This window comes from Pseudomonas sp. FBCC-B1667, from assembly GCF_059133255.1.
The window spans coordinates 6,791,595-6,811,259 of sequence record NZ_CP101437.1 but is presented as its reverse complement, the minus strand read 5'-3'; the positions used below and the strand labels follow the sequence as shown (position 1 = coordinate 6,811,259).

Genomic DNA, 19,665 nt, shown 5'->3' with positions numbered 1-19,665 from the left:
AGGGATTATGACGGGTGACGGAAAATTAACTACAAGTCACCCCGTGACCGAATGTCGCAACTAACCGGTTCAAGACCTTGCAGGCCGTGACTTGTAAGGGATTTTGCCGAAAATTGGCAAATTGAATATCGTTGTCGTGAATGAGGCGCCATCGCCTGCTGATAGCGGCGCAAAGCCACGTTATAAGCCGCTTGTGGGACGGATGTACTGCTTGTCGGTACAGTCTGCGGAAATGCGACATATAGTTATATCTGTAGCGCTTTCATTTTGCTGACTACGGGGTCAACTAATCTGCTGAAGCCTTTAATCTTCTAGGTTGTAGCTGTGCGCTTGATTGAGCAGCCAGTCGCGAAATGCCTTTAAAGACGCGGATTCGACCTTTCGCTCGGGAATCATCAGGTAATAGGCCTTGATGCTCGACAATGCCTGCGGGTTGGCAATCACCAGACGCTTCTCCGCTAATTCGCGCTGTATCAGGAACGGAGGAATCAGCGCGATACCCATGTCATGCATGGCCGCCTGGGCCAGCATGGAGAATAGCTCGTAGCGAGGTCCTGTCATGTCGCGAGGGATATTGAGGTGCTGCGAGTTGAACCACTGACGCCACGCATAAGGGCGGGTGGTCTGTTGCAGCAGGTGGTGTTCGGCGATCTCGGCGGGTGTCAGATTTGTCTTCTTGCCCAGTAGGGCGGGGCTGCACACCGGCATCGGGTTTTCACCCATCAATCTGTGGGATTCGGTACCTGACCAGTCGGCGTCACCGAAGTAGATCGCTGCGTCGAAGTCAGTGTCGGCAAACAGAAAGGGCCGAGTACGGTTCGTAAGGTTGACCGTCACTTCCGGATGCTTCTGCTGGAAGTCCTTGAGTCGCGGCAGCAGCCACTGAGTGCCGAAGGTCGGAACCACGGCCAGTTCGATCACGTTGGCGCCCTGTTGCCCCATCACAGACAGCGTATCCCGCTCCACCGCATCGAGTTGTGTGGCGACGCGACGGCTGTAGGAAAGTCCGGCTTCCGTCAGCTTCACACCACGCCGCGAGCGTCGGAACAACTCGACACTGAGGAACTCCTCCAGGCTGGCGATCTGTCGGCAAATGGCGCCCTGAGTCAGTGAAAGCTCTTGGGCCGCTTTTGTGAAGCTTTCATGGCGCGCGGCCGCTTCAAAGCTGATCAGAGCCGTTGTGCTGGGGATTTTCCTGCGCATGTACGTCAACCTCACTAATCCATCGCATAAAGCCACTTTTGCGATGTTACGGAGTGAGAAAATAGCACAACAGTATGCAAAATCCTCGTTTGCCGTAAGGGCAAACCCGGCCTAGGATCAGTCCACGCAATTTGACCCCGATTCGAGAGGACACACTCATGGGCGGTAAAGCTAGCTTCAACTGGATCGATCCACTGCTGCTGGATCAACAGCTCACTGAAGAAGAACGCATGATTCGCGACACTGCCGAGCAATTCGCTCAGCAGAAGCTCGCACCGCGTGTTCTCGAAGCTTTCCGTCATGAGCAGACTGATCCAGCAATCTTCCGTGAAATGGGCGAAGTCGGCCTGTTGGGCGCGACCATCCCTGAGCAGTACGGCGGCAGCGGCCTCAATTACGTCAGCTACGGTCTGATCGCTCGTGAAGTCGAGCGTGTCGACTCCGGCTACCGCTCGATGATGAGCGTGCAGTCCTCACTGGTGATGGTGCCGATCAATGAATTTGGCACTGAAGCCCAGAAGCAGAAGTACCTGCCGAAACTGGCGACCGGTGAATGGATTGGCTGCTTCGGTCTGACCGAGCCTAACCACGGTTCCGACCCGGGTGCGATGATTACCCGTGCGCGCAAAGTGGAAGGCGGCTACAGCCTGACCGGCAGCAAGATGTGGATCACCAACAGCCCGATCGCTGATGTGTTTGTGGTCTGGGCCAAGGATGACGCCGGCGACATCCGTGGTTTCGTTCTGGAGAAGGGCTGGAAAGGCCTGAGTACTCCGGCGATTCACGGCAAGGTTGGCTTGCGTGCGTCCATCACTGGCGAAATCGTCATGGACAACGTGTTTGTCCCTGAAGAGAACATCTTCCCGGACGTCCGCGGTTTGAAAGGCCCGTTTACCTGCCTCAACTCCGCACGTTACGGCATTTCCTGGGGCGCACTGGGCGCTGCCGAGTTCTGCTGGCACACCGCTCGCCAGTACACTCTGGATCGTCAGCAGTTCGGTCGTCCGTTGGCCGCTACTCAACTGATCCAGAAAAAGCTCGCTGACATGCAGACCGAAATCACCATGGCGCTGCAAGGTTGCCTGCGTCTGGGTCGTATGAAGGATGAAGGCACTGCGGCGGTCGAGATCACTTCGATGATGAAGCGCAACTCCTGCGGCAAGTCCCTGGACATCGCTCGCATGGCGCGCGACATGCTGGGCGGCAACGGCATTTCTGATGAGTTCGGTGTCGCGCGCCATCTGGTCAACCTGGAAGTGGTGAATACCTATGAGGGTACGCACGACGTCCACGCACTGATTCTCGGTCGCGCGCAAACCGGCATCCAGGCGTTCTATTAATAGGAGAACGTCCATGGGCGCGCTTTCGCATCTACGGGTACTGGATTTATCGCGGGTACTGGCCGGGCCTTGGTCCGGGCAGATCCTGGCGGACCTTGGCGCTGAAGTGATCAAGGTCGAGCGCCCCGGTAATGGCGATGACACACGCGCCTGGGGGCCTCCTTTCCTGAAAGACGCCTATGGCGAGAACACCAGCGAGGCCGCCTATTACTTGTCGGCCAATCGCAACAAGCAATCGGTCACCATCGACTTCACGCGTCCGGAAGGTCAGAAGCTGGTGCGTGATTTGGCGGCGAAGTCGGACATCCTGATCGAGAACTTCAAAGTCGGCGGGTTGGCGGCTTACGGGCTGGACTATGCGTCGCTTAAAGCCATCAATCCGAATCTGATCTATTGCTCGATAACCGGGTTCGGTCAGACCGGTCCCTACGCCAAGCGTGCGGGTTATGACTTCATGATTCAGGGCCTGGGTGGCCTGATGAGCCTGACGGGGCGACCGGAAGGGGATGAGGGGGCCGGGCCGGTGAAGGTCGGTGTCGCGCTGACGGACATTTTGACCGGGCTCTATTCGACGGTGGCGATTCTGGCGGCGCTTGCGCACCGGGATCACGATGGCGGCGGTCAGCACATCGACATGGCGTTGCTGGATGTTCAGGTCGCCTGTCTGGCTAACCAGGCGATGAACTACCTGACGACGGGCAATGCGCCCAAGCGTCTGGGTAACGCCCACCCGAACATCGTGCCTTATCAGGATTTTCCTACGGCGGACGGCGACTTCATCCTTACCGTGGGGAACGATGGTCAATTCCGCAAGTTTGCTGAAGTGGCCGGGCAACCGCAGTGGGCGGACGACCCGCGCTTTGCTACCAATAAGCTGCGAGTGGCGAACCGGGCGGTGTTGATTCCGCTGATCCGTCAGGCGACGGTGTTCAAGACCACTGCTGAATGGGTCTTGCAGCTGGAGCAGGCTGGAGTCCCCTGTGGCCCGATCAATGACCTGGCGCAGATGTTTGCTGATCCTCAGGTCAAGGCGCGTGGGTTGGCGATCGAGATGCCCCATGCGTTGGCGGGGATGGTGCCGCAGGTGGCGAGTCCTATTCGTTTGTCCGAGACGCCGGTGGAGTACCGCAATGCTCCTCCTTTATTGGGCGAGCATACGCAGGAGGTGCTTCAGCGAGTGTTGGGTCTTGGGGCTGGTGCCGTGGCTGCTTTCAAAGAGGCTGGGGTGCTCTGAGGGTTCTTCTATATAGAGGAGGGCTGTTTCCCTTCTATATAGAGAGGTATCAGGTGGTTTTGCACCGTTCGGCAAGTTATTGATGGATAAGCCAAATCAATGCTTGACGGCAGATTCTGGATGTCTATAATTCGCCCCACTTCCGGCGCAGTCGAAACGGAAAACTCCTTCGAAAACAAAGAGTTAAGAAGTTTTCGGCAGTGAGTGGCTTCAGTTCATCGAAGTCCGAAAGGAGTTGAAAAAGAGGTGTTGACAGCAGCGTGTAACGCTGTAGAATTCGCCTCCCGCTACCGAGTGATCGGAAGCGCAAGTGGTTGAAGTTGTTAGAGATTTCCAAGCGAAACTTTGAAAACTTCTGAAAATAACCGCTTGACAGCAACGGAGGCTGCTGTAGAATGCGCGCCTCGGTTGAGACGAAAGATCTTAACCAACCGCTCTTTAACAACTGAATCAAGCAATTCGTGTGGGTGCTTGTGGAGTCAGACTGATAGTCAACAAGATTATCAGCATCACAAGTTACTCCGCGAGAAATCAAAGATGTAACCAACGATTGCTGAGCCAAGTTTAGGGTTTCTTAAAAACCCAAAGATGTTTGAACTGAAGAGTTTGATCATGGCTCAGATTGAACGCTGGCGGCAGGCCTAACACATGCAAGTCGAGCGGTAGAGAGAAGCTTGCTTCTCTTGAGAGCGGCGGACGGGTGAGTAATGCCTAGGAATCTGCCTGGTAGTGGGGGATAACGCTCGGAAACGGACGCTAATACCGCATACGTCCTACGGGAGAAAGCAGGGGACCTTCGGGCCTTGCGCTATCAGATGAGCCTAGGTCGGATTAGCTAGTTGGTGAGGTAATGGCTCACCAAGGCGACGATCCGTAACTGGTCTGAGAGGATGATCAGTCACACTGGAACTGAGACACGGTCCAGACTCCTACGGGAGGCAGCAGTGGGGAATATTGGACAATGGGCGAAAGCCTGATCCAGCCATGCCGCGTGTGTGAAGAAGGTCTTCGGATTGTAAAGCACTTTAAGTTGGGAGGAAGGGTTGTAACCTAATACGTTGCAATCTTGACGTTACCGACAGAATAAGCACCGGCTAACTCTGTGCCAGCAGCCGCGGTAATACAGAGGGTGCAAGCGTTAATCGGAATTACTGGGCGTAAAGCGCGCGTAGGTGGTTCGTTAAGTTGGATGTGAAATCCCCGGGCTCAACCTGGGAACTGCATTCAAAACTGACGAGCTAGAGTATGGTAGAGGGTGGTGGAATTTCCTGTGTAGCGGTGAAATGCGTAGATATAGGAAGGAACACCAGTGGCGAAGGCGACCACCTGGACTGATACTGACACTGAGGTGCGAAAGCGTGGGGAGCAAACAGGATTAGATACCCTGGTAGTCCACGCCGTAAACGATGTCAACTAGCCGTTGGGAGCCTTGAGCTCTTAGTGGCGCAGCTAACGCATTAAGTTGACCGCCTGGGGAGTACGGCCGCAAGGTTAAAACTCAAATGAATTGACGGGGGCCCGCACAAGCGGTGGAGCATGTGGTTTAATTCGAAGCAACGCGAAGAACCTTACCAGGCCTTGACATCCAATGAACTTTCCAGAGATGGATGGGTGCCTTCGGGAACATTGAGACAGGTGCTGCATGGCTGTCGTCAGCTCGTGTCGTGAGATGTTGGGTTAAGTCCCGTAACGAGCGCAACCCTTGTCCTTAGTTACCAGCACGTTATGGTGGGCACTCTAAGGAGACTGCCGGTGACAAACCGGAGGAAGGTGGGGATGACGTCAAGTCATCATGGCCCTTACGGCCTGGGCTACACACGTGCTACAATGGTCGGTACAGAGGGTTGCCAAGCCGCGAGGTGGAGCTAATCCCAGAAAACCGATCGTAGTCCGGATCGCAGTCTGCAACTCGACTGCGTGAAGTCGGAATCGCTAGTAATCGCGAATCAGAATGTCGCGGTGAATACGTTCCCGGGCCTTGTACACACCGCCCGTCACACCATGGGAGTGGGTTGCACCAGAAGTAGCTAGTCTAACCTTCGGGAGGACGGTTACCACGGTGTGATTCATGACTGGGGTGAAGTCGTAACAAGGTAGCCGTAGGGGAACCTGCGGCTGGATCACCTCCTTAATCGACGACATCAGCTGCTCCATAAGTTCCCACACGAATTGCTTGATTCATTGAAGAAGACGAAAGAAGCAGCCTGTATCGGTTTGTAGCTGAGTTGGTTAGAGCGTACCCCATGCTTTGTGGTTAAGAGCAGGGTGAGGTCGGCCTTAGTAGCTCGAAATTGGGTCTGTAGCTCAGTTGGTTAGAGCGCACCCCTGATAAGGGTGAGGTCGGCAGTTCGAATCTGCCCAGACCCACCAATTTTGTGTGGGAAACGCCTGTAGAAATACGGGGCCATAGCTCAGCTGGGAGAGCGCCTGCCTTGCACGCAGGAGGTCAACGGTTCGATCCCGTTTGGCTCCACCACTACTGCTTCTGTTTGTATAAAGCTTAGAAATGAGCATTCCATCGTTGAGATGGTGAATGTTGATTTCTAGTCTTTGACTAGTTCGTTCTTTAAAAATTTGGGTATGTGATAGAAAGATAGACTGGACGTTACTTTCACTGGTAACGGATCAGGCTAAGGTAAAATTTGTGAGTTGCTCTTAATTGAGTATTATCGAATTTTCGGCGAATGTCGTCTTCACAGTATAACCAGATTGCTTGGGGTTATATGGTCAAGTGAAGAAGCGCATACGGTGGATGCCTTGGCAGTCAGAGGCGATGAAAGACGTGGTAGCCTGCGAAAAGCTTCGGGGAGTCGGCAAACAGACTTTGATCCGGAGATGTCTGAATGGGGGAACCCAGCCATCATAAGATGGTTATCTTAAGCTGAATACATAGGCTTAAGAAGCGAACCAGGGGAACTGAAACATCTAAGTACCCTGAGGAAAAGAAATCAACCGAGATTCCCTTAGTAGTGGCGAGCGAACGGGGACTAGCCCTTAAGTGGCTTTGAGATTAGCGGAACGCTCTGGAAAGTGCGGCCATAGTGGGTGATAGCCCTGTACGCGAAAATCTCTTGGTCATGAAATCGAGTAGGACGGAGCACGAGAAACTTTGTCTGAATATGGGGGGACCATCCTCCAAGGCTAAATACTACTGACTGACCGATAGTGAACTAGTACCGTGAGGGAAAGGCGAAAAGAACCCCGGAGAGGGGAGTGAAATAGATCCTGAAACCGTATGCGTACAAGCAGTGGGAGCCCACTTTGTTGGGTGACTGCGTACCTTTTGTATAATGGGTCAGCGACTTATTTTCAGTGGCGAGCTTAACCGAATAGGGGAGGCGTAGCGAAAGCGAGTCTTAATAGGGCGTCTAGTCGCTGGGAATAGACCCGAAACCGGGCGATCTATCCATGGGCAGGTTGAAGGTTGGGTAACACTAACTGGAGGACCGAACCGACTACCGTTGAAAAGTTAGCGGATGACCTGTGGATCGGAGTGAAAGGCTAATCAAGCTCGGAGATAGCTGGTTCTCCTCGAAAGCTATTTAGGTAGCGCCTCATGTATCACTGTAGGGGGTAGAGCACTGTTTCGGCTAGGGGGTCATCCCGACTTACCAAACCGATGCAAACTCCGAATACCTACAAGTGCCGAGCATGGGAGACACACGGCGGGTGCTAACGTCCGTCGTGAAAAGGGAAACAACCCAGACCGTCAGCTAAGGTCCCAAAGTTATGGTTAAGTGGGAAACGATGTGGGAAGGCTTAGACAGCTAGGAGGTTGGCTTAGAAGCAGCCACCCTTTAAAGAAAGCGTAATAGCTCACTAGTCGAGTCGGCCTGCGCGGAAGATGTAACGGGGCTCAAACCATACACCGAAGCTACGGGTATCACTTAGGTGATGCGGTAGAGGAGCGTTCTGTAAGCCTGTGAAGGTGAGTTGAGAAGCTTGCTGGAGGTATCAGAAGTGCGAATGCTGACATGAGTAACGACAATGGGTGTGAAAAACACCCACGCCGAAAGACCAAGGTTTCCTGCGCAACGTTAATCGACGCAGGGTTAGTCGGTCCCTAAGGCGAGGCTGAAAAGCGTAGTCGATGGAAAACAGGTTAATATTCCTGTACTTCTGGTTATTGCGATGGAGGGACGGAGAAGGCTAGGCCAGCTTGGCGTTGGTTGTCCAAGTTTAAGGTGGTAGGCTGGAATCTTAGGTAAATCCGGGATTCTAAGGCCGAGAGCTGATGACGAGTGTTCTTTTAGAACACGAAGTGGTTGATGCCATGCTTCCAAGAAAAGCTTCTAAGCTTCAGGTAACCAGGAACCGTACCCCAAACCGACACAGGTGGTTGGGTAGAGAATACCAAGGCGCTTGAGAGAACTCGGGTGAAGGAACTAGGCAAAATGGCACCGTAACTTCGGGAGAAGGTGCGCCGGTGAGGGTGAAGCATTTACTGCGTAAGCCCATGCCGGTCGAAGATACCAGGCCGCTGCGACTGTTTATTAAAAACACAGCACTCTGCAAACACGAAAGTGGACGTATAGGGTGTGACGCCTGCCCGGTGCCGGAAGGTTAATTGATGGGGTTAGCTAACGCGAAGCTCTTGATCGAAGCCCCGGTAAACGGCGGCCGTAACTATAACGGTCCTAAGGTAGCGAAATTCCTTGTCGGGTAAGTTCCGACCTGCACGAATGGCGTAACGATGGCGGCGCTGTCTCCACCCGAGACTCAGTGAAATTGAAATCGCTGTGAAGATGCAGTGTATCCGCGGCTAGACGGAAAGACCCCGTGAACCTTTACTATAGCTTTGCACTGGACTTTGAATTTGCTTGTGTAGGATAGGTGGGAGGCTTTGAAGCGTGGACGCCAGTTCGCGTGGAGCCAACCTTGAAATACCACCCTGGCAACTTTGAGGTTCTAACTCAGGTCCGTTATCCGGATCGAGGACAGTGTATGGTGGGTAGTTTGACTGGGGCGGTCTCCTCCTAAAGAGTAACGGAGGAGTACGAAGGTGCGCTCAGACCGGTCGGAAATCGGTCGTAGAGTATAAAGGCAAAAGCGCGCTTGACTGCGAGACAGACACGTCGAGCAGGTACGAAAGTAGGTCTTAGTGATCCGGTGGTTCTGTATGGAAGGGCCATCGCTCAACGGATAAAAGGTACTCCGGGGATAACAGGCTGATACCGCCCAAGAGTTCATATCGACGGCGGTGTTTGGCACCTCGATGTCGGCTCATCACATCCTGGGGCTGAAGCCGGTCCCAAGGGTATGGCTGTTCGCCATTTAAAGTGGTACGCGAGCTGGGTTTAGAACGTCGTGAGACAGTTCGGTCCCTATCTGCCGTGGACGTTTGAGATTTGAGAGGGGCTGCTCCTAGTACGAGAGGACCGGAGTGGACGAACCTCTGGTGTTCCGGTTGTCACGCCAGTGGCATTGCCGGGTAGCTATGTTCGGAATAGATAACCGCTGAAAGCATCTAAGCGGGAAACTAGCCTCAAGATGAGATCTCACTGGGACCTTGAGTCCCCTGAAGGGCCGTCGAAGACTACGACGTTGATAGGTTGGGTGTGTAAGCGCTGTGAGGCGTTGAGCTAACCAATACTAATTGCCCGTGAGGCTTGACCATATAACACCCAAGCAATTTGACTACTCGAACGAGCATCAGATTGTGGTGTGTGAAGACGAAATGAACCGAAAGTTCGACGCTCACAAAACACCGAAAGCTGTCACATACCCAATTTGCTGAAGCGCGGCCAACTGGCCACGACTCAGTACCCGAATTTCTTGACGACCATAGAGCATTGGAACCACCTGATCCCATCCCGAACTCAGCAGTGAAACGATGCATCGCCGATGGTAGTGTGGGGTTTCCCCATGTGAGAGTAGGTCATCGTCAAGATTAAATTCCGAAACCCCTATCTGCGTATGCAGGTAGGGGTTTTGTTTTGTCTGCAGGAAAGTTCGAACAGCAGTGCACCATTTGAACAGCACGCAGATCTGATGCTGTAGCGGAAGGTTATGACGGCGCCGTTAGCCAGTTCATGGCTCTCGCCACGGCAAGGCGCGTGGCAGGCCCTTGAGACTCGGTCAGAGCTTGCGTCGCGATAATGCCCCTGACGCCCTCGCAAGCCTCAGAGCGCGCTCCCTAGGGTGTTGCGCTGCCCAGTTCACGCCCAAAACAACGTCATGCCTGAGGTTGATTAATCATCACTCACAAAAAAGCCCCAGACCCTAAGGCCTGAGGCTTTTTTCAATTGCAGCGTATGGTGCACCAGGCGGGATTCGAACCCACGACCCCTGCCTTCGGAGTCCTAAAAGTCGACGTTTAGAATCAACACGTTAGCGCGGATTAGCTGGGAAATCAAAGGATTGTGGTAGCTGGGGTTAGCGAGTTTTCGCCCCGGTTAGCGGGGCGAGTGTGGCAAATTTGTGGCATCGCAGTCTATTGGCCGCGTGGGAAGCTACAGTCGAATTCGTCGCGATTGGCCGAAAGATGTCTACCCGAACAGGCCGGTTTCGGTGAATATCAGACGAACCTAAGCCGCATAAAACAGCGGCTCGGTATCGGAGTCAGCAGCTTTGCGGTTGAGAGCAATCTGGATACCGAGCTTTGGGTTTGCAGAAAGACCCCGATAGCGAGACGTTGTTGGCAAGCCATGTCAGCACAAAGAGGAGCAGAGCGAACGCGACCCCAAACCTGGTTTTGAGTTATAAAAAAGCTGTGTCTGAAAAGGTACACAAGAAGCCGGAGCAAAAATTGTCATTCCGTCAGGGCTCTCATAGCCGGGGCATACATGTATTGTACTGTGGTGTCGGGCCTGCTCCGATTGGCCTACGAACGCAGCTCAACACCCCCCATGAAGACCAGCTTTTCACCATCTTAGCCGGAGCAATAGGCTTTGTTGGATTAAAATAATCTCTGGAGCAAGGACGTATATGGAAGCTCGACTTTTACCCCCAAGAGAGAATTACTTAGGCAATCTCGTGTGGCGTAAAGAAACGTCCATAGAAAAGCCCACAGAAATATCAATATCTCTTGAAAATATTAGAGCTCTAGGTTATTGGGCAAGTGCATTTCCGGAAGGAGACGGTGTCGCTTTTAAGTATGAGGGCGAAACTTGCAGCAAGAATAATATTGAAATTCTTGCAGATTTTCGAGTTTGCTTTGCATGGATTTGTATAGAACTCGCAAGTTCAGCGGATTCTAACTCAGAGCTAGCCAAGCTTGAGACTGAAGACATCGAACTGAACTGCATCGTGATAGTTCCGATTGAAAAAATATTCATTCAAGAAACATTGACAATTGGGAAGTACATTTTTTTCTGCGATCTCCAGTTTGATCCGAAACCATGGGAAAGGTTAAGTGAGCACAAGGGCGCCTACATTCAATTTAATTGCCAACTAGCCTATCCTGATTTGCTAAAGCTTAACCAGACAATTGATCATAATGACTACGTAATTGGCAAATGTCTGTCACTAGCCGAGCACGCCCTTGATCTTGTACGATACTCCCACAGCTCTTTTATGGTCAAAGAACTTACCCCCAATCCGGCCGGGCAAAGAGAGGACGGATTCTATGACGTGGAGATCATCCCCCTAAGCCAAACGCACCTTAAACCACTAAGATTAAGCGGAATATCAAGACCGCTCTCCGTAAGCAATAACTGGCTAGGCCCTCAGGTGGACAGCTTTTACTACCCGGGAATACAATATTTATCCGCAATTTACGACAATACAATACAAAATGAGCTTTCATCGTCTGTAATAGGCGCGCTACGATCTTGCAGGCAGTCATTTTACTCCATCGGTGAGGAATCCCAGTTCTTAAACCTCATATTTACATTAGATGGGCTCGCGAATATTGAGAAAAGCTGGATGGGATGGAAGCACCGCACATACATCGCTGCTCTTGTATGTAGTAGCTCTCTAACCTCTTTTAAAAAAATACTAGAAGACTACGATAGTCTATACGTAGATGTTCGCAACAAGCTAGTCCACGAAGGAAAAGACTTTTACGAAATAACAGCAAACTCTGGCTCTGCGTCCGAGAAAATTTTCACATACATAAAAAATATTGTTGAGTTAATTGAAAAAAATCACTTTACTACTAAAAGTGAGATGACAACTCATACAGTCAACCTTCTGAAGCAGGAGCAATATCGTTTAGCGTCTAAAGAAGTTATTGATCGTGTATGTGCAGCAAGGGGAAAAGCTCCGCAATACCCTTCGTGGTAAAATCCCGGAGCAGAGTCAAACACCACGTCCGCGTGCCACGGGGGCATCTTGGATGTCTTATAGGCGGATGGAAGGACCCAATTAGACCTGTCCACCCACACCTTTAAATTTCTCAACAAAAGCAGCGATTTTCTGGAAGACAGCCTGCTTTTTTTTCAAGTATTGCGGGTTCAGCGGGCTCATCTTGGGGAGAACGGCATTGAGCTCAGTGCCGCTGTCACTGGCAAACTCCCGCTTTAGTGAAGTGGTGATATAGCGCCTAGCCGCCTCTGCATTCAAGTTCTCTGTGCTGATTAGCACTTCTGCCTCACTCTGTTGTTCCGCTTGGGCAAAGGTGAAGAAGGCGTCAATCACACTAGCCTTGTCACCAATTTGATCTAGGTCGGTTTGGTTAATAAAGTCGACCAACAAGCCTTCTTTGGCACGATTTTCTAGGCTGGCACGAATCACCCTACGCACGTCTTCAACCAGTGATGCTTTGTTTTTGGCTTTTTTATTGTTCTCAAAAATCAGTTCTAGAATGTAGTCTAGATTGATTTCTTGTGACTTGAGCAGGTCTACCTCAAAGACGACGTCATCCCAATCGACGGTGGACTTTTCCATTTCGGCGGAAGACTTTTCCCGGCGCAACCAATCACGAACATCGTTATAGGTTGAGCGGTAGTCCTGGATTTTTCGTTCAGCTGGTATCCTAATCGATTGCAATGCAGTTAGATCATCATCGCTTAAGTAATGCTGAGCTTTGAATGCTTCAACCGACACCGGATCATTCATATCGACGGTTTGTAAGGTCTTCAGGCTGGCAAACTCATCGTAGTTTTGCAGTACGCTCTCAACTCGCAAATACTCGCCAAACAGTTTTGCGAAAGCTTTTTTATCCGACTCTTTTTCAATGGCAGAGGGATCAGGGAAGCGCTGCTCTAACTCTCGAACTACGTCCACAAACCCACGCCGCGCCTCACCGGTCACTGCATCGGTAAAGCCTTCCATGTATTCTGTATAGCTCTTCTCCAGCACTACATTCTTGGTGTTCTTATCACCAAACAAGGTAATTGCGTCTATGGTCGCCTGCTCCAGGTCGCGGAAGGTGACGATGTTGCCGAAGGTTTTGGTGGCGTCAAAAATGCGGTTGGTGCGTGAGTAGGCTTGCATCAAGCCGTGGTAGCGCAGGTTCTTGTCGACAAACAAGGTGTTCAGCGTGGGGGCATCAAAGCCGGTCAGGAACATGCCCACCACAATGAGCAGGTCGATCTCCTTGGCTTTGACTTGTTTTGCCAGATCGCGGTAGTAGTTCTGGAAGCCATTGCTGTCTACGCTGAAGTTGGTTTTGAACAGTGCGTTGTAGTCTGCAATGGCAGCGCCCAAAAATTCTTTGGCGCTGCTATTCATGGCAGAAACATCGAAGCTTTCGTCCTGAATCTCGCCGACCGCGTCCTGCTCCTCGTTGGCCGCATACGAGAAGATGGTGGCTACCCTCAATGGCCTGTCGTTGCCCTTCTGTAGGTCCCTGAAAGACTCATAGTACAGTTTGGCAGCGTCCACGCTGCTTACCGCGAACATGGCGTTAAAACCTTTATTGCCCGCTTGCAGGCGATGCGTTTTCTGTCGAAAATTGTTAAGAATGTACTGGGTTATCTCGCGGATACGGTCGGGGTGCAGCAAAGCATGCTTATTTTCAGCCGCACTAAGCTTTTTCTCATCCTGCTCAGTTTCAATAGCCTTGAACTGCGGCCGCACATCATTGTAGTCGACTTTGAATTTAAGCACCTTTTCATCGCGAATTGCATCGGTGATTACATACGAATGTAATTCACGGCCAAATACACTTGCAGTATCTTCCGCGCCCAAAGCGTTATAGCCTGTAAATATTGGTGTACCAGTAAATCCAAACTGATAAAACTTCTTGAACCGCTTCTTTAGGTTCTTCTGCGCTTCACCAAACTGGCTGCGGTGGCACTCATCAAAAATGAAGACCACTTGCTTGCCGTAGATAGCTAGGTCGGGCTCACTCTTCATCAGGTTGTTGAGCTTCTGGATGGTGGTGACGATGATTTTGTTGTCGTCCTTATCCAGATTACGCTTCAGGCCAGCCGTGCTGTCAGAACCATTCACGCTTTCCGGTGAGAAGCGTTGGTATTCCTTCATGGTCTGGTAATCCAGATCCTTGCGGTCCACCACGAAGAACACCTTGTCAATGAAGTCCAGCTCAGTAGCGAGTCGCGCAACCTTGAAGCTGGTCAGGGTCTTCCCCGAGCCGGTGGTATGCCAAATAAAGCCGCCGCTTTCGGTATTGCCCCAGTTCTTTGCCAGATACGAGCTGTTAATCTTCCATAGAATGCGCTCCGTAGCGGCGATCTGGTAAGGGCGCATCACAAGCAATGTATTGCTAACATCAAATACCGAGTAGTGTAGCAACACATTGAGAAGAGTGCGTTTCTGAAAGAAAGTGGCGGTAAAATCTTTCAGGTCTTTAATCAGGCTGTTATCCGCTTTCGCCCAATTCATAGTGAAGTCGAAGCTGTTCTTGTTGCGTTGGGTAGTGTTAGCAAAGTAACGGCTATCGGTGCCGTTAGAGACCACAAAAAGCTGCATATATTTAAATAAAGAGTGCTCGCTGTTAAAGCTCTCCTTACTGTAGCGGTGTACCTGGTTGAAGGCTTCGCGAATCGCAACACCTCGTTTCTTTAGCTCCACCTGAACTAGCGGCAAGCCGTTCACTAGAATAGTTACATCGTAGCGGTTGGCGTGGCTGCCCTTTTGCTCAAACTGCTTGATCACCTGCACCTTGTTTCGGGTGATCTTTTTCTTGTCTAGCAGATAGATGTTCTGGATTCGGCCGTCGTCAAAAACAAAGTCATGAATGTAATCGTCATGAATCTTCCGGGTTTTTTCGACAATGCCATCGCTGGGCTTGTCTAGCCAGGTCTCGACAAAGCGCAACCACTCGCTATCAGAAAACTCCATATTATTGAGAGTTTGCAGTTGCACGCGTACATTGGCCAACAAGGCCTCCGGCGTATTCAGGCCGCTTAGGTACTCATAGCCCTGATCGACCAGATCCTGAATAAACTCGCGCTCCAGATCACCTTCGCTCTGGTAGCTCTCGGCAACCTGCCATTCCTTGCTGTATTTATCCAAAACAATGAAGTTACTGGACTCAGCTATGGGCTTGGAGTAATCAACCATTTTGTGGCTCCTGCTGCCAGTAGCCATAAGTATTCAGGTTCCTAAGCAGTAGACCAACCATCTCTCTCTCGGGCGGTGTCGGTTCTGCAATCTCTTCGTTGGATAAAGTATTGTGAGGATAAAAATTCATAATCCGGCTGGCGTACGCTTTCTTGTCTTCCGGCAACAGGTCAGACCATCTCCGATATCCAAGAAAGTTTGCGGTTTTTTCATACAAGTTGCGCAACAGCGCAAAATGGTAGCGCTGCACGCTATTGGTAGCGATAGCTTGCTCGATAAGGTTTTTAATGTGCAGGTGATAAGAAAAACTTTTGTTCGAATCACCTTGCTTTTCTTCATGCTCAAAGGTGCCATCGTCCAAGCGACTTAGGATATACCCGCTTTTGGCACCTACTTCATTGTAAAGCACGTTGTAAAACAGCGCGCTATGTGTGGATACAACAAATTTTACACCCGATGCACTCGAATTGATCAATTGCCCTAGGTTTACCGCAAGTTGAATCAGGTGGTTCTCATCCAGCGAACTGACCGGATCATCAATAAACACATATTCCAGTTGATTGAACTGGTCGGTTTCTCGATCAGCCGGCTCAGCAACGTTGAGTACGCCAATCACCTGCTCAAGCAGCGTGTAGAAAATACTCCAGATGAAGTTGCTTTCTTCACCCTTGGAAATTTTCAGATTTCCCGAGTGCGTCGCATCACCGCGCTCCATCGAGAAAGTGACCTCCGAGAAGGCTCTGACGGTGAAGTCTTTACCGTCTTTGTCTTGTTCTTTTCTTTCCGCATTGAACCTTGGCGTGAGCTTGTCATTGGTGTAGCGCTGAAAGGTCGTGATGATATTCTGATCTTGGCCCTGGTCCATCAACACCCAATCCGTAAAGGTGTTGGGCTGAATTTTCAGCTTGGGATCGAGGTCATCGGCCAAGTCGTTGTCCCAATAGAACAGGTCTTCAGTAAAGGCGTTGTAATACAAAATTTTGTTGCGCGACAACCCGGGTTGATCCGTCTCATCGCCGTCTTCATTACCATTCTCTTTTGGAGCGATTAGCTGCTTGAAATCACGCGACAGACGCGTTTTACCTGTGCCATTAAAGGCGTAGATCAGCTGCACCTTTTTTTGGGTCTCTTGTAGCTGTCGGGCGATTTCCGTTAGCGCCTTGCTCATGTTATGCCGCTACCTTTTCTAGTCTGGGGAAATTCAACAGCAAGTCACGGTAATGCTCGTAATATTTTTGGTGCAAAGCAATTTCACGCGGAAAAAATTCAGCGAGAGAGTTATTGAGAGCGTCGAATCTATCAAGAATGGAAACGATGCGAACCTGTTCTGCAAGGGATCTATCTGGATCCCCTGGATACGGAACGGGAATTTTAATCTTTGAAAACCCATTAATCAGCAGTGTGTTGACTTTGGTTCTGGCGATATATTTTGCCTTGTCAGCAACGAAAGATGACGTTTTCATGCAGTAGGAAACAAATCTCGGATCCATTGAATGCCGAAAAGCATAGCAATGATCGTGAATAGCGACCTTTTCATCTCCGAGCCATGCAACGGCCTTACCGACATCCTCAACTGTCTCGCCTACGTCGGTTATCACTACGTCGCCTGGCTCTGCATAGCGCAGTGACCCAGCCATATCATTTCTAACCTGAGAAAAAGCTTGTGTCGTAAAAGCGCCGTAACGCGTGTATATCTCGCCGTAATGGATAGCGCTGATACCATCTTCAACAAAATCAGCTTTGGTAAAACGCTTCCCACGAATAAATTCGCCAATCTCTCCCAGCGCCTTCCACTCCACTTCTCCGTCTTTAAAACTCATCAACTCATCGCGGTAGTGCTCGTATTGTTTTTTGCGAGTAGTCAGCTCGGCGGTTAGCTCGGCTTTTACTTCGGCGGTCAGCTCGGAAAAGGCGTCCAATATGCGGACGATTTCGGATTGGATTTCAATCGATTTATTCGGCGTTCCTGGGCAGGGGATGGGTATTTGGAATTCTTCAAGCATGGGCTTTCTAATCGAGGAAGCAGTTGCTCCCACGCTTTTCGTCAAAATGTACTGCTTAAACCTAGAGGACATGAAGTGGAACAAAAACTTCGTACTCACGACATCTGATTTAACATGAATCCTGTAAGCCCTCTGGTGTAGAGCGTACTTTCCTTCTACATAGTGAAATATATCGCCAATCCCGCCCTCGCCGGGAATGATTATTGCCACCTCATTAAATTGAAAAATATCTGACTTTAAGATTTTCTTTGAGCGAACATAGAACGGGTAGATTCCATTTTCGCTTTCATCCTGACGGTTTGAGCTTCCGGTACCAATATCCGCCACAGATCCAAGAGTCACCCATTCCACTGCCACACCATCCAGCAGTTTTTCCATGAAATTCACGCTGCTCATGCCTCGATCTCCGCGACGATGGCATCAATCTCCGCTCGCAGTTGATCGATCTTGGCAACCGTGGCTTTTAGGTCGGCGTTGAGCTGGGCAATATCCACCACCTCACGGTTGTCCTTGGCGTCGATGTAGCTGCTTACAGACAGGTTGTAGCTGTTGGCAGCCACCAGCTCAAAAGGGATGGACTGGGCAAAGTGATCCACGCTCGCCTTGCTATCGAACACCTGCATGATCTGGTTGATGTGCGTGTCCAGCAGCATGTTGTTGTTGGTTTCTTTCTTGAACAGGCCGCTGGCGTCGATGAACTGGGTGGTGGTGTCGGTCTTGTGTTTGGACAGCACCAGAATGTTCACTGCGATGGTGGTGCCATAGAACAAATTGGGCGCGAGCGAGATCACGCTTTCCACATAGTTATTGTCCACCAGGTACTGGCGGATCTTCTGCTCAGCTCCGCCCCTGTAGAATATGCCGGGAAAGCAAACGATGGCGGCGCGACCTTTGGCCGAGAGGTAGCTGAGTGCGTGCAGCACAAAGGCGAAGTCGGCTTTGGATTTGGGCGCGAGCACGCCGGCCGGGGCAAAGCGGTCGTCGTTGATCAAGGTGGGGTCACCCGCCCCCTTCCACTTGACCGAGTAGGGTGGGTTGGAGACGATGGCATCAAAAGGTTTGTCATCGCCAAAGTGTGGCTCGCACAGAGTGTCGCCCAGCTGGATATTGAATTTGTCGTAGTTAACGTTGTGCAGGAACATGTTCATCCGCGCCAGGTTATACGTGGTGTGGTTGAGTTCCTGGCCAAAAAAACCGTCTTCAATGATGTGTGCATCGAAGTGCTTCTTTGCTTGCAGCAGCAGTGAGCCCGAGCCACAGGCCGGGTCGTAAATCTTGTTGACCGTGGTTTGCTTGTGCATGGCGAGCTGGGCAATCAGCTTGGACACATGCTGCGGTGTGAAAAACTCACCACCGGACTTGCCGGCGTTGGCGGCGTAGTTGGAGATGAGAAACTCATAGGCATCGCCAAACAGGTCGATGTGACTGGCATCAAATCTACCAAAGTCCAGCCCAGCTACGCCTTTGAGCACGGCGGCGAGGCGCGTATTTTTGTCTTTGACGGTGTTGCCCAGACGGTTACTGGTGGTATCGAAGTCGGCAAACAGGCCTCTGATATCGCGCTCGGAAGGATAGCCGTTAGCCGAGCTTTCAATGGCGGCAAAGATGGCAGCCAGATCGATATTCAGGCTCTCGTTGCTGTGGGCACTGGCAGCCACCTTGGCGAATACCTGACTGGGATATATGAAGTAGCCCTTGGTCTTGATAGCGTCGTCTTTGATGTCCGGGGTGATGACGCTATCTGGCAGCTCTGCGTAGTTGATACTGTCGTCACCGCCTTCGATGTAGCTGGCGAAGTTTTCGCTGATGAAACGGTAGAACAAGGTGCCGAGCACATACTGCTTGAAGTCCCAGCCATCGACTGCGCCACGAACATCGTTGGCAATTTGCCAGATCTGGCGTTGCAGTGCGGCGCGTTGTTGGGTGCTTGTCATACTGTTGTGCCTAATCCCTTCGGGTTACTTGGTCACTCCATCGTGTGGAAGTGACTGGGTGGTGTTGGTGGGCTTGGTTAGCTAGCGCTGCGGTGTATCGGGCTGGTGTGCTTGGGTGTGGTCATCAGCGGGGTCGTCTTAAGCTCCTTCGTGCCCGTTAATGGACCGGTCATCAATTGCACTGGCAAAACAATGCAATCTTCGGCGATTTCGTCCCAGACTCGTGGTTTTGCTGGTTACTGACCGTAAGAGTTTCTTGTCCAGGAGGGGCCTTCCTGGCTCACGATACTTCCCTCGCTGGATTCACTTTTGTACGCTCCCGTTCCGTATCGTCATCGGCACCACCCGCGCGCACTGATTCAGCAAACTCGGATAGCTGAAATTTCCACAGTCTCTCGATCTTGTGCGCGGGTAGACCCTTTGTGCTCCTGCCAGCGGTAAACCGTGTCCTTCACTACGACCAGATGCCGGACAACATCGATGTCGGTAACCCAAGGTTCGGCAATCATGGCATTGATGCTCAATGACGTCTCAAATCG

8 protein-coding genes, 2 tRNA genes and 3 rRNA genes are annotated in these 19,665 nt (G+C 51.2%); 8 read left to right on the top strand and 5 right to left on the bottom strand.

The window, feature by feature from the left end:
• Positions 1–303: 303 nt before the first annotated feature.
• On the bottom strand, positions 304–1,203 hold the full coding sequence (locus tag NL116_RS31435) for a LysR family transcriptional regulator (protein WP_494375426.1): 900 nt from the start codon (positions 1,201–1,203) through the stop codon (positions 304–306).
• Positions 1,204–1,361: 158 nt separating this feature from the next.
• On the opposite strand from NL116_RS31435, the gene NL116_RS31430 reads away from it, so the two are divergent.
• From NL116_RS31430 to NL116_RS31395, 8 genes are all read left to right on the top strand, one after another.
• Positions 1,362–2,543, top strand: coding sequence for an acyl-CoA dehydrogenase (locus tag NL116_RS31430; protein ID WP_494375425.1), 1,182 nt, complete (start codon positions 1,362–1,364; stop codon positions 2,541–2,543).
• A gap of 13 nt (positions 2,544–2,556) precedes the next feature.
• On the top strand, positions 2,557–3,777 hold the full coding sequence (locus NL116_RS31425; protein ID WP_483841465.1) for a CaiB/BaiF CoA transferase family protein: 1,221 nt from the start codon (positions 2,557–2,559) through the stop codon (positions 3,775–3,777).
• A 594-nt stretch (positions 3,778–4,371) separates the two neighbouring features.
• Positions 4,372–5,908 (top strand): 16S ribosomal RNA (locus NL116_RS31420).
• A gap of 162 nt (positions 5,909–6,070) precedes the next feature.
• Positions 6,071–6,147 (top strand) — tRNA-Ile (locus NL116_RS31415).
• 30 nt (positions 6,148–6,177) lie between these two features.
• Positions 6,178–6,253 (top strand) — tRNA-Ala (locus tag NL116_RS31410).
• Between the two features lie 249 nt (positions 6,254–6,502).
• Positions 6,503–9,394 (top strand): 23S ribosomal RNA (locus NL116_RS31405).
• Between the two features lie 157 nt (positions 9,395–9,551).
• Positions 9,552–9,667: ribosomal RNA gene (rrf, locus tag NL116_RS31400) — 5S ribosomal RNA — on the top strand.
• Together the 16S, 23S and 5S rRNA genes with 2 tRNA genes alongside form the textbook arrangement of a ribosomal RNA operon.
• A 1,037-nt stretch (positions 9,668–10,704) precedes the next feature.
• On the top strand, positions 10,705–12,003 hold the full coding sequence (locus NL116_RS31395) for a hypothetical protein (RefSeq protein ID WP_494375424.1): 1,299 nt from the start codon (positions 10,705–10,707) through the stop codon (positions 12,001–12,003).
• A gap of 81 nt (positions 12,004–12,084) precedes the next feature.
• Here NL116_RS31395 and NL116_RS31390 read toward each other — a convergent pair whose 3' ends face one another.
• Genes NL116_RS31390 through NL116_RS31375 form a run of 4 tightly spaced genes read right to left on the bottom strand, consistent with a single transcriptional unit; the run spans position 12,085 to position 19,126 of the window.
• Positions 12,085–15,189 (bottom strand): type I restriction endonuclease subunit R, encoded by a 3,105-nt coding sequence (locus NL116_RS31390; RefSeq protein WP_494375423.1) that lies wholly within the window; start codon positions 15,187–15,189, stop codon positions 12,085–12,087.
• Complete coding sequence (locus NL116_RS31385; protein WP_494375422.1) at positions 15,182–16,357, bottom strand: anticodon nuclease; 1,176 nt, start codon at positions 16,355–16,357, stop codon at positions 15,182–15,184. Before NL116_RS31385 ends, NL116_RS31390 begins: the two co-directional genes overlap by 8 nt.
• Before the next feature lies 1 nt (position 16,358).
• On the bottom strand, positions 16,359–17,588 hold the full coding sequence (locus NL116_RS31380; RefSeq protein WP_494375421.1) for a restriction endonuclease subunit S: 1,230 nt from the start codon (positions 17,586–17,588) through the stop codon (positions 16,359–16,361).
• The gene (locus NL116_RS31375) at positions 17,585–19,126 is read right to left on the bottom strand and encodes a type I restriction-modification system subunit M (protein WP_494375420.1); all 1,542 of its coding nucleotides are present in this window, start codon (positions 19,124–19,126) and stop codon (positions 17,585–17,587) included. The genes NL116_RS31380 and NL116_RS31375 overlap by 4 nt, the downstream gene beginning before the upstream one ends.
• Between the last annotated feature and the right edge of the window lie 539 nt (positions 19,127–19,665).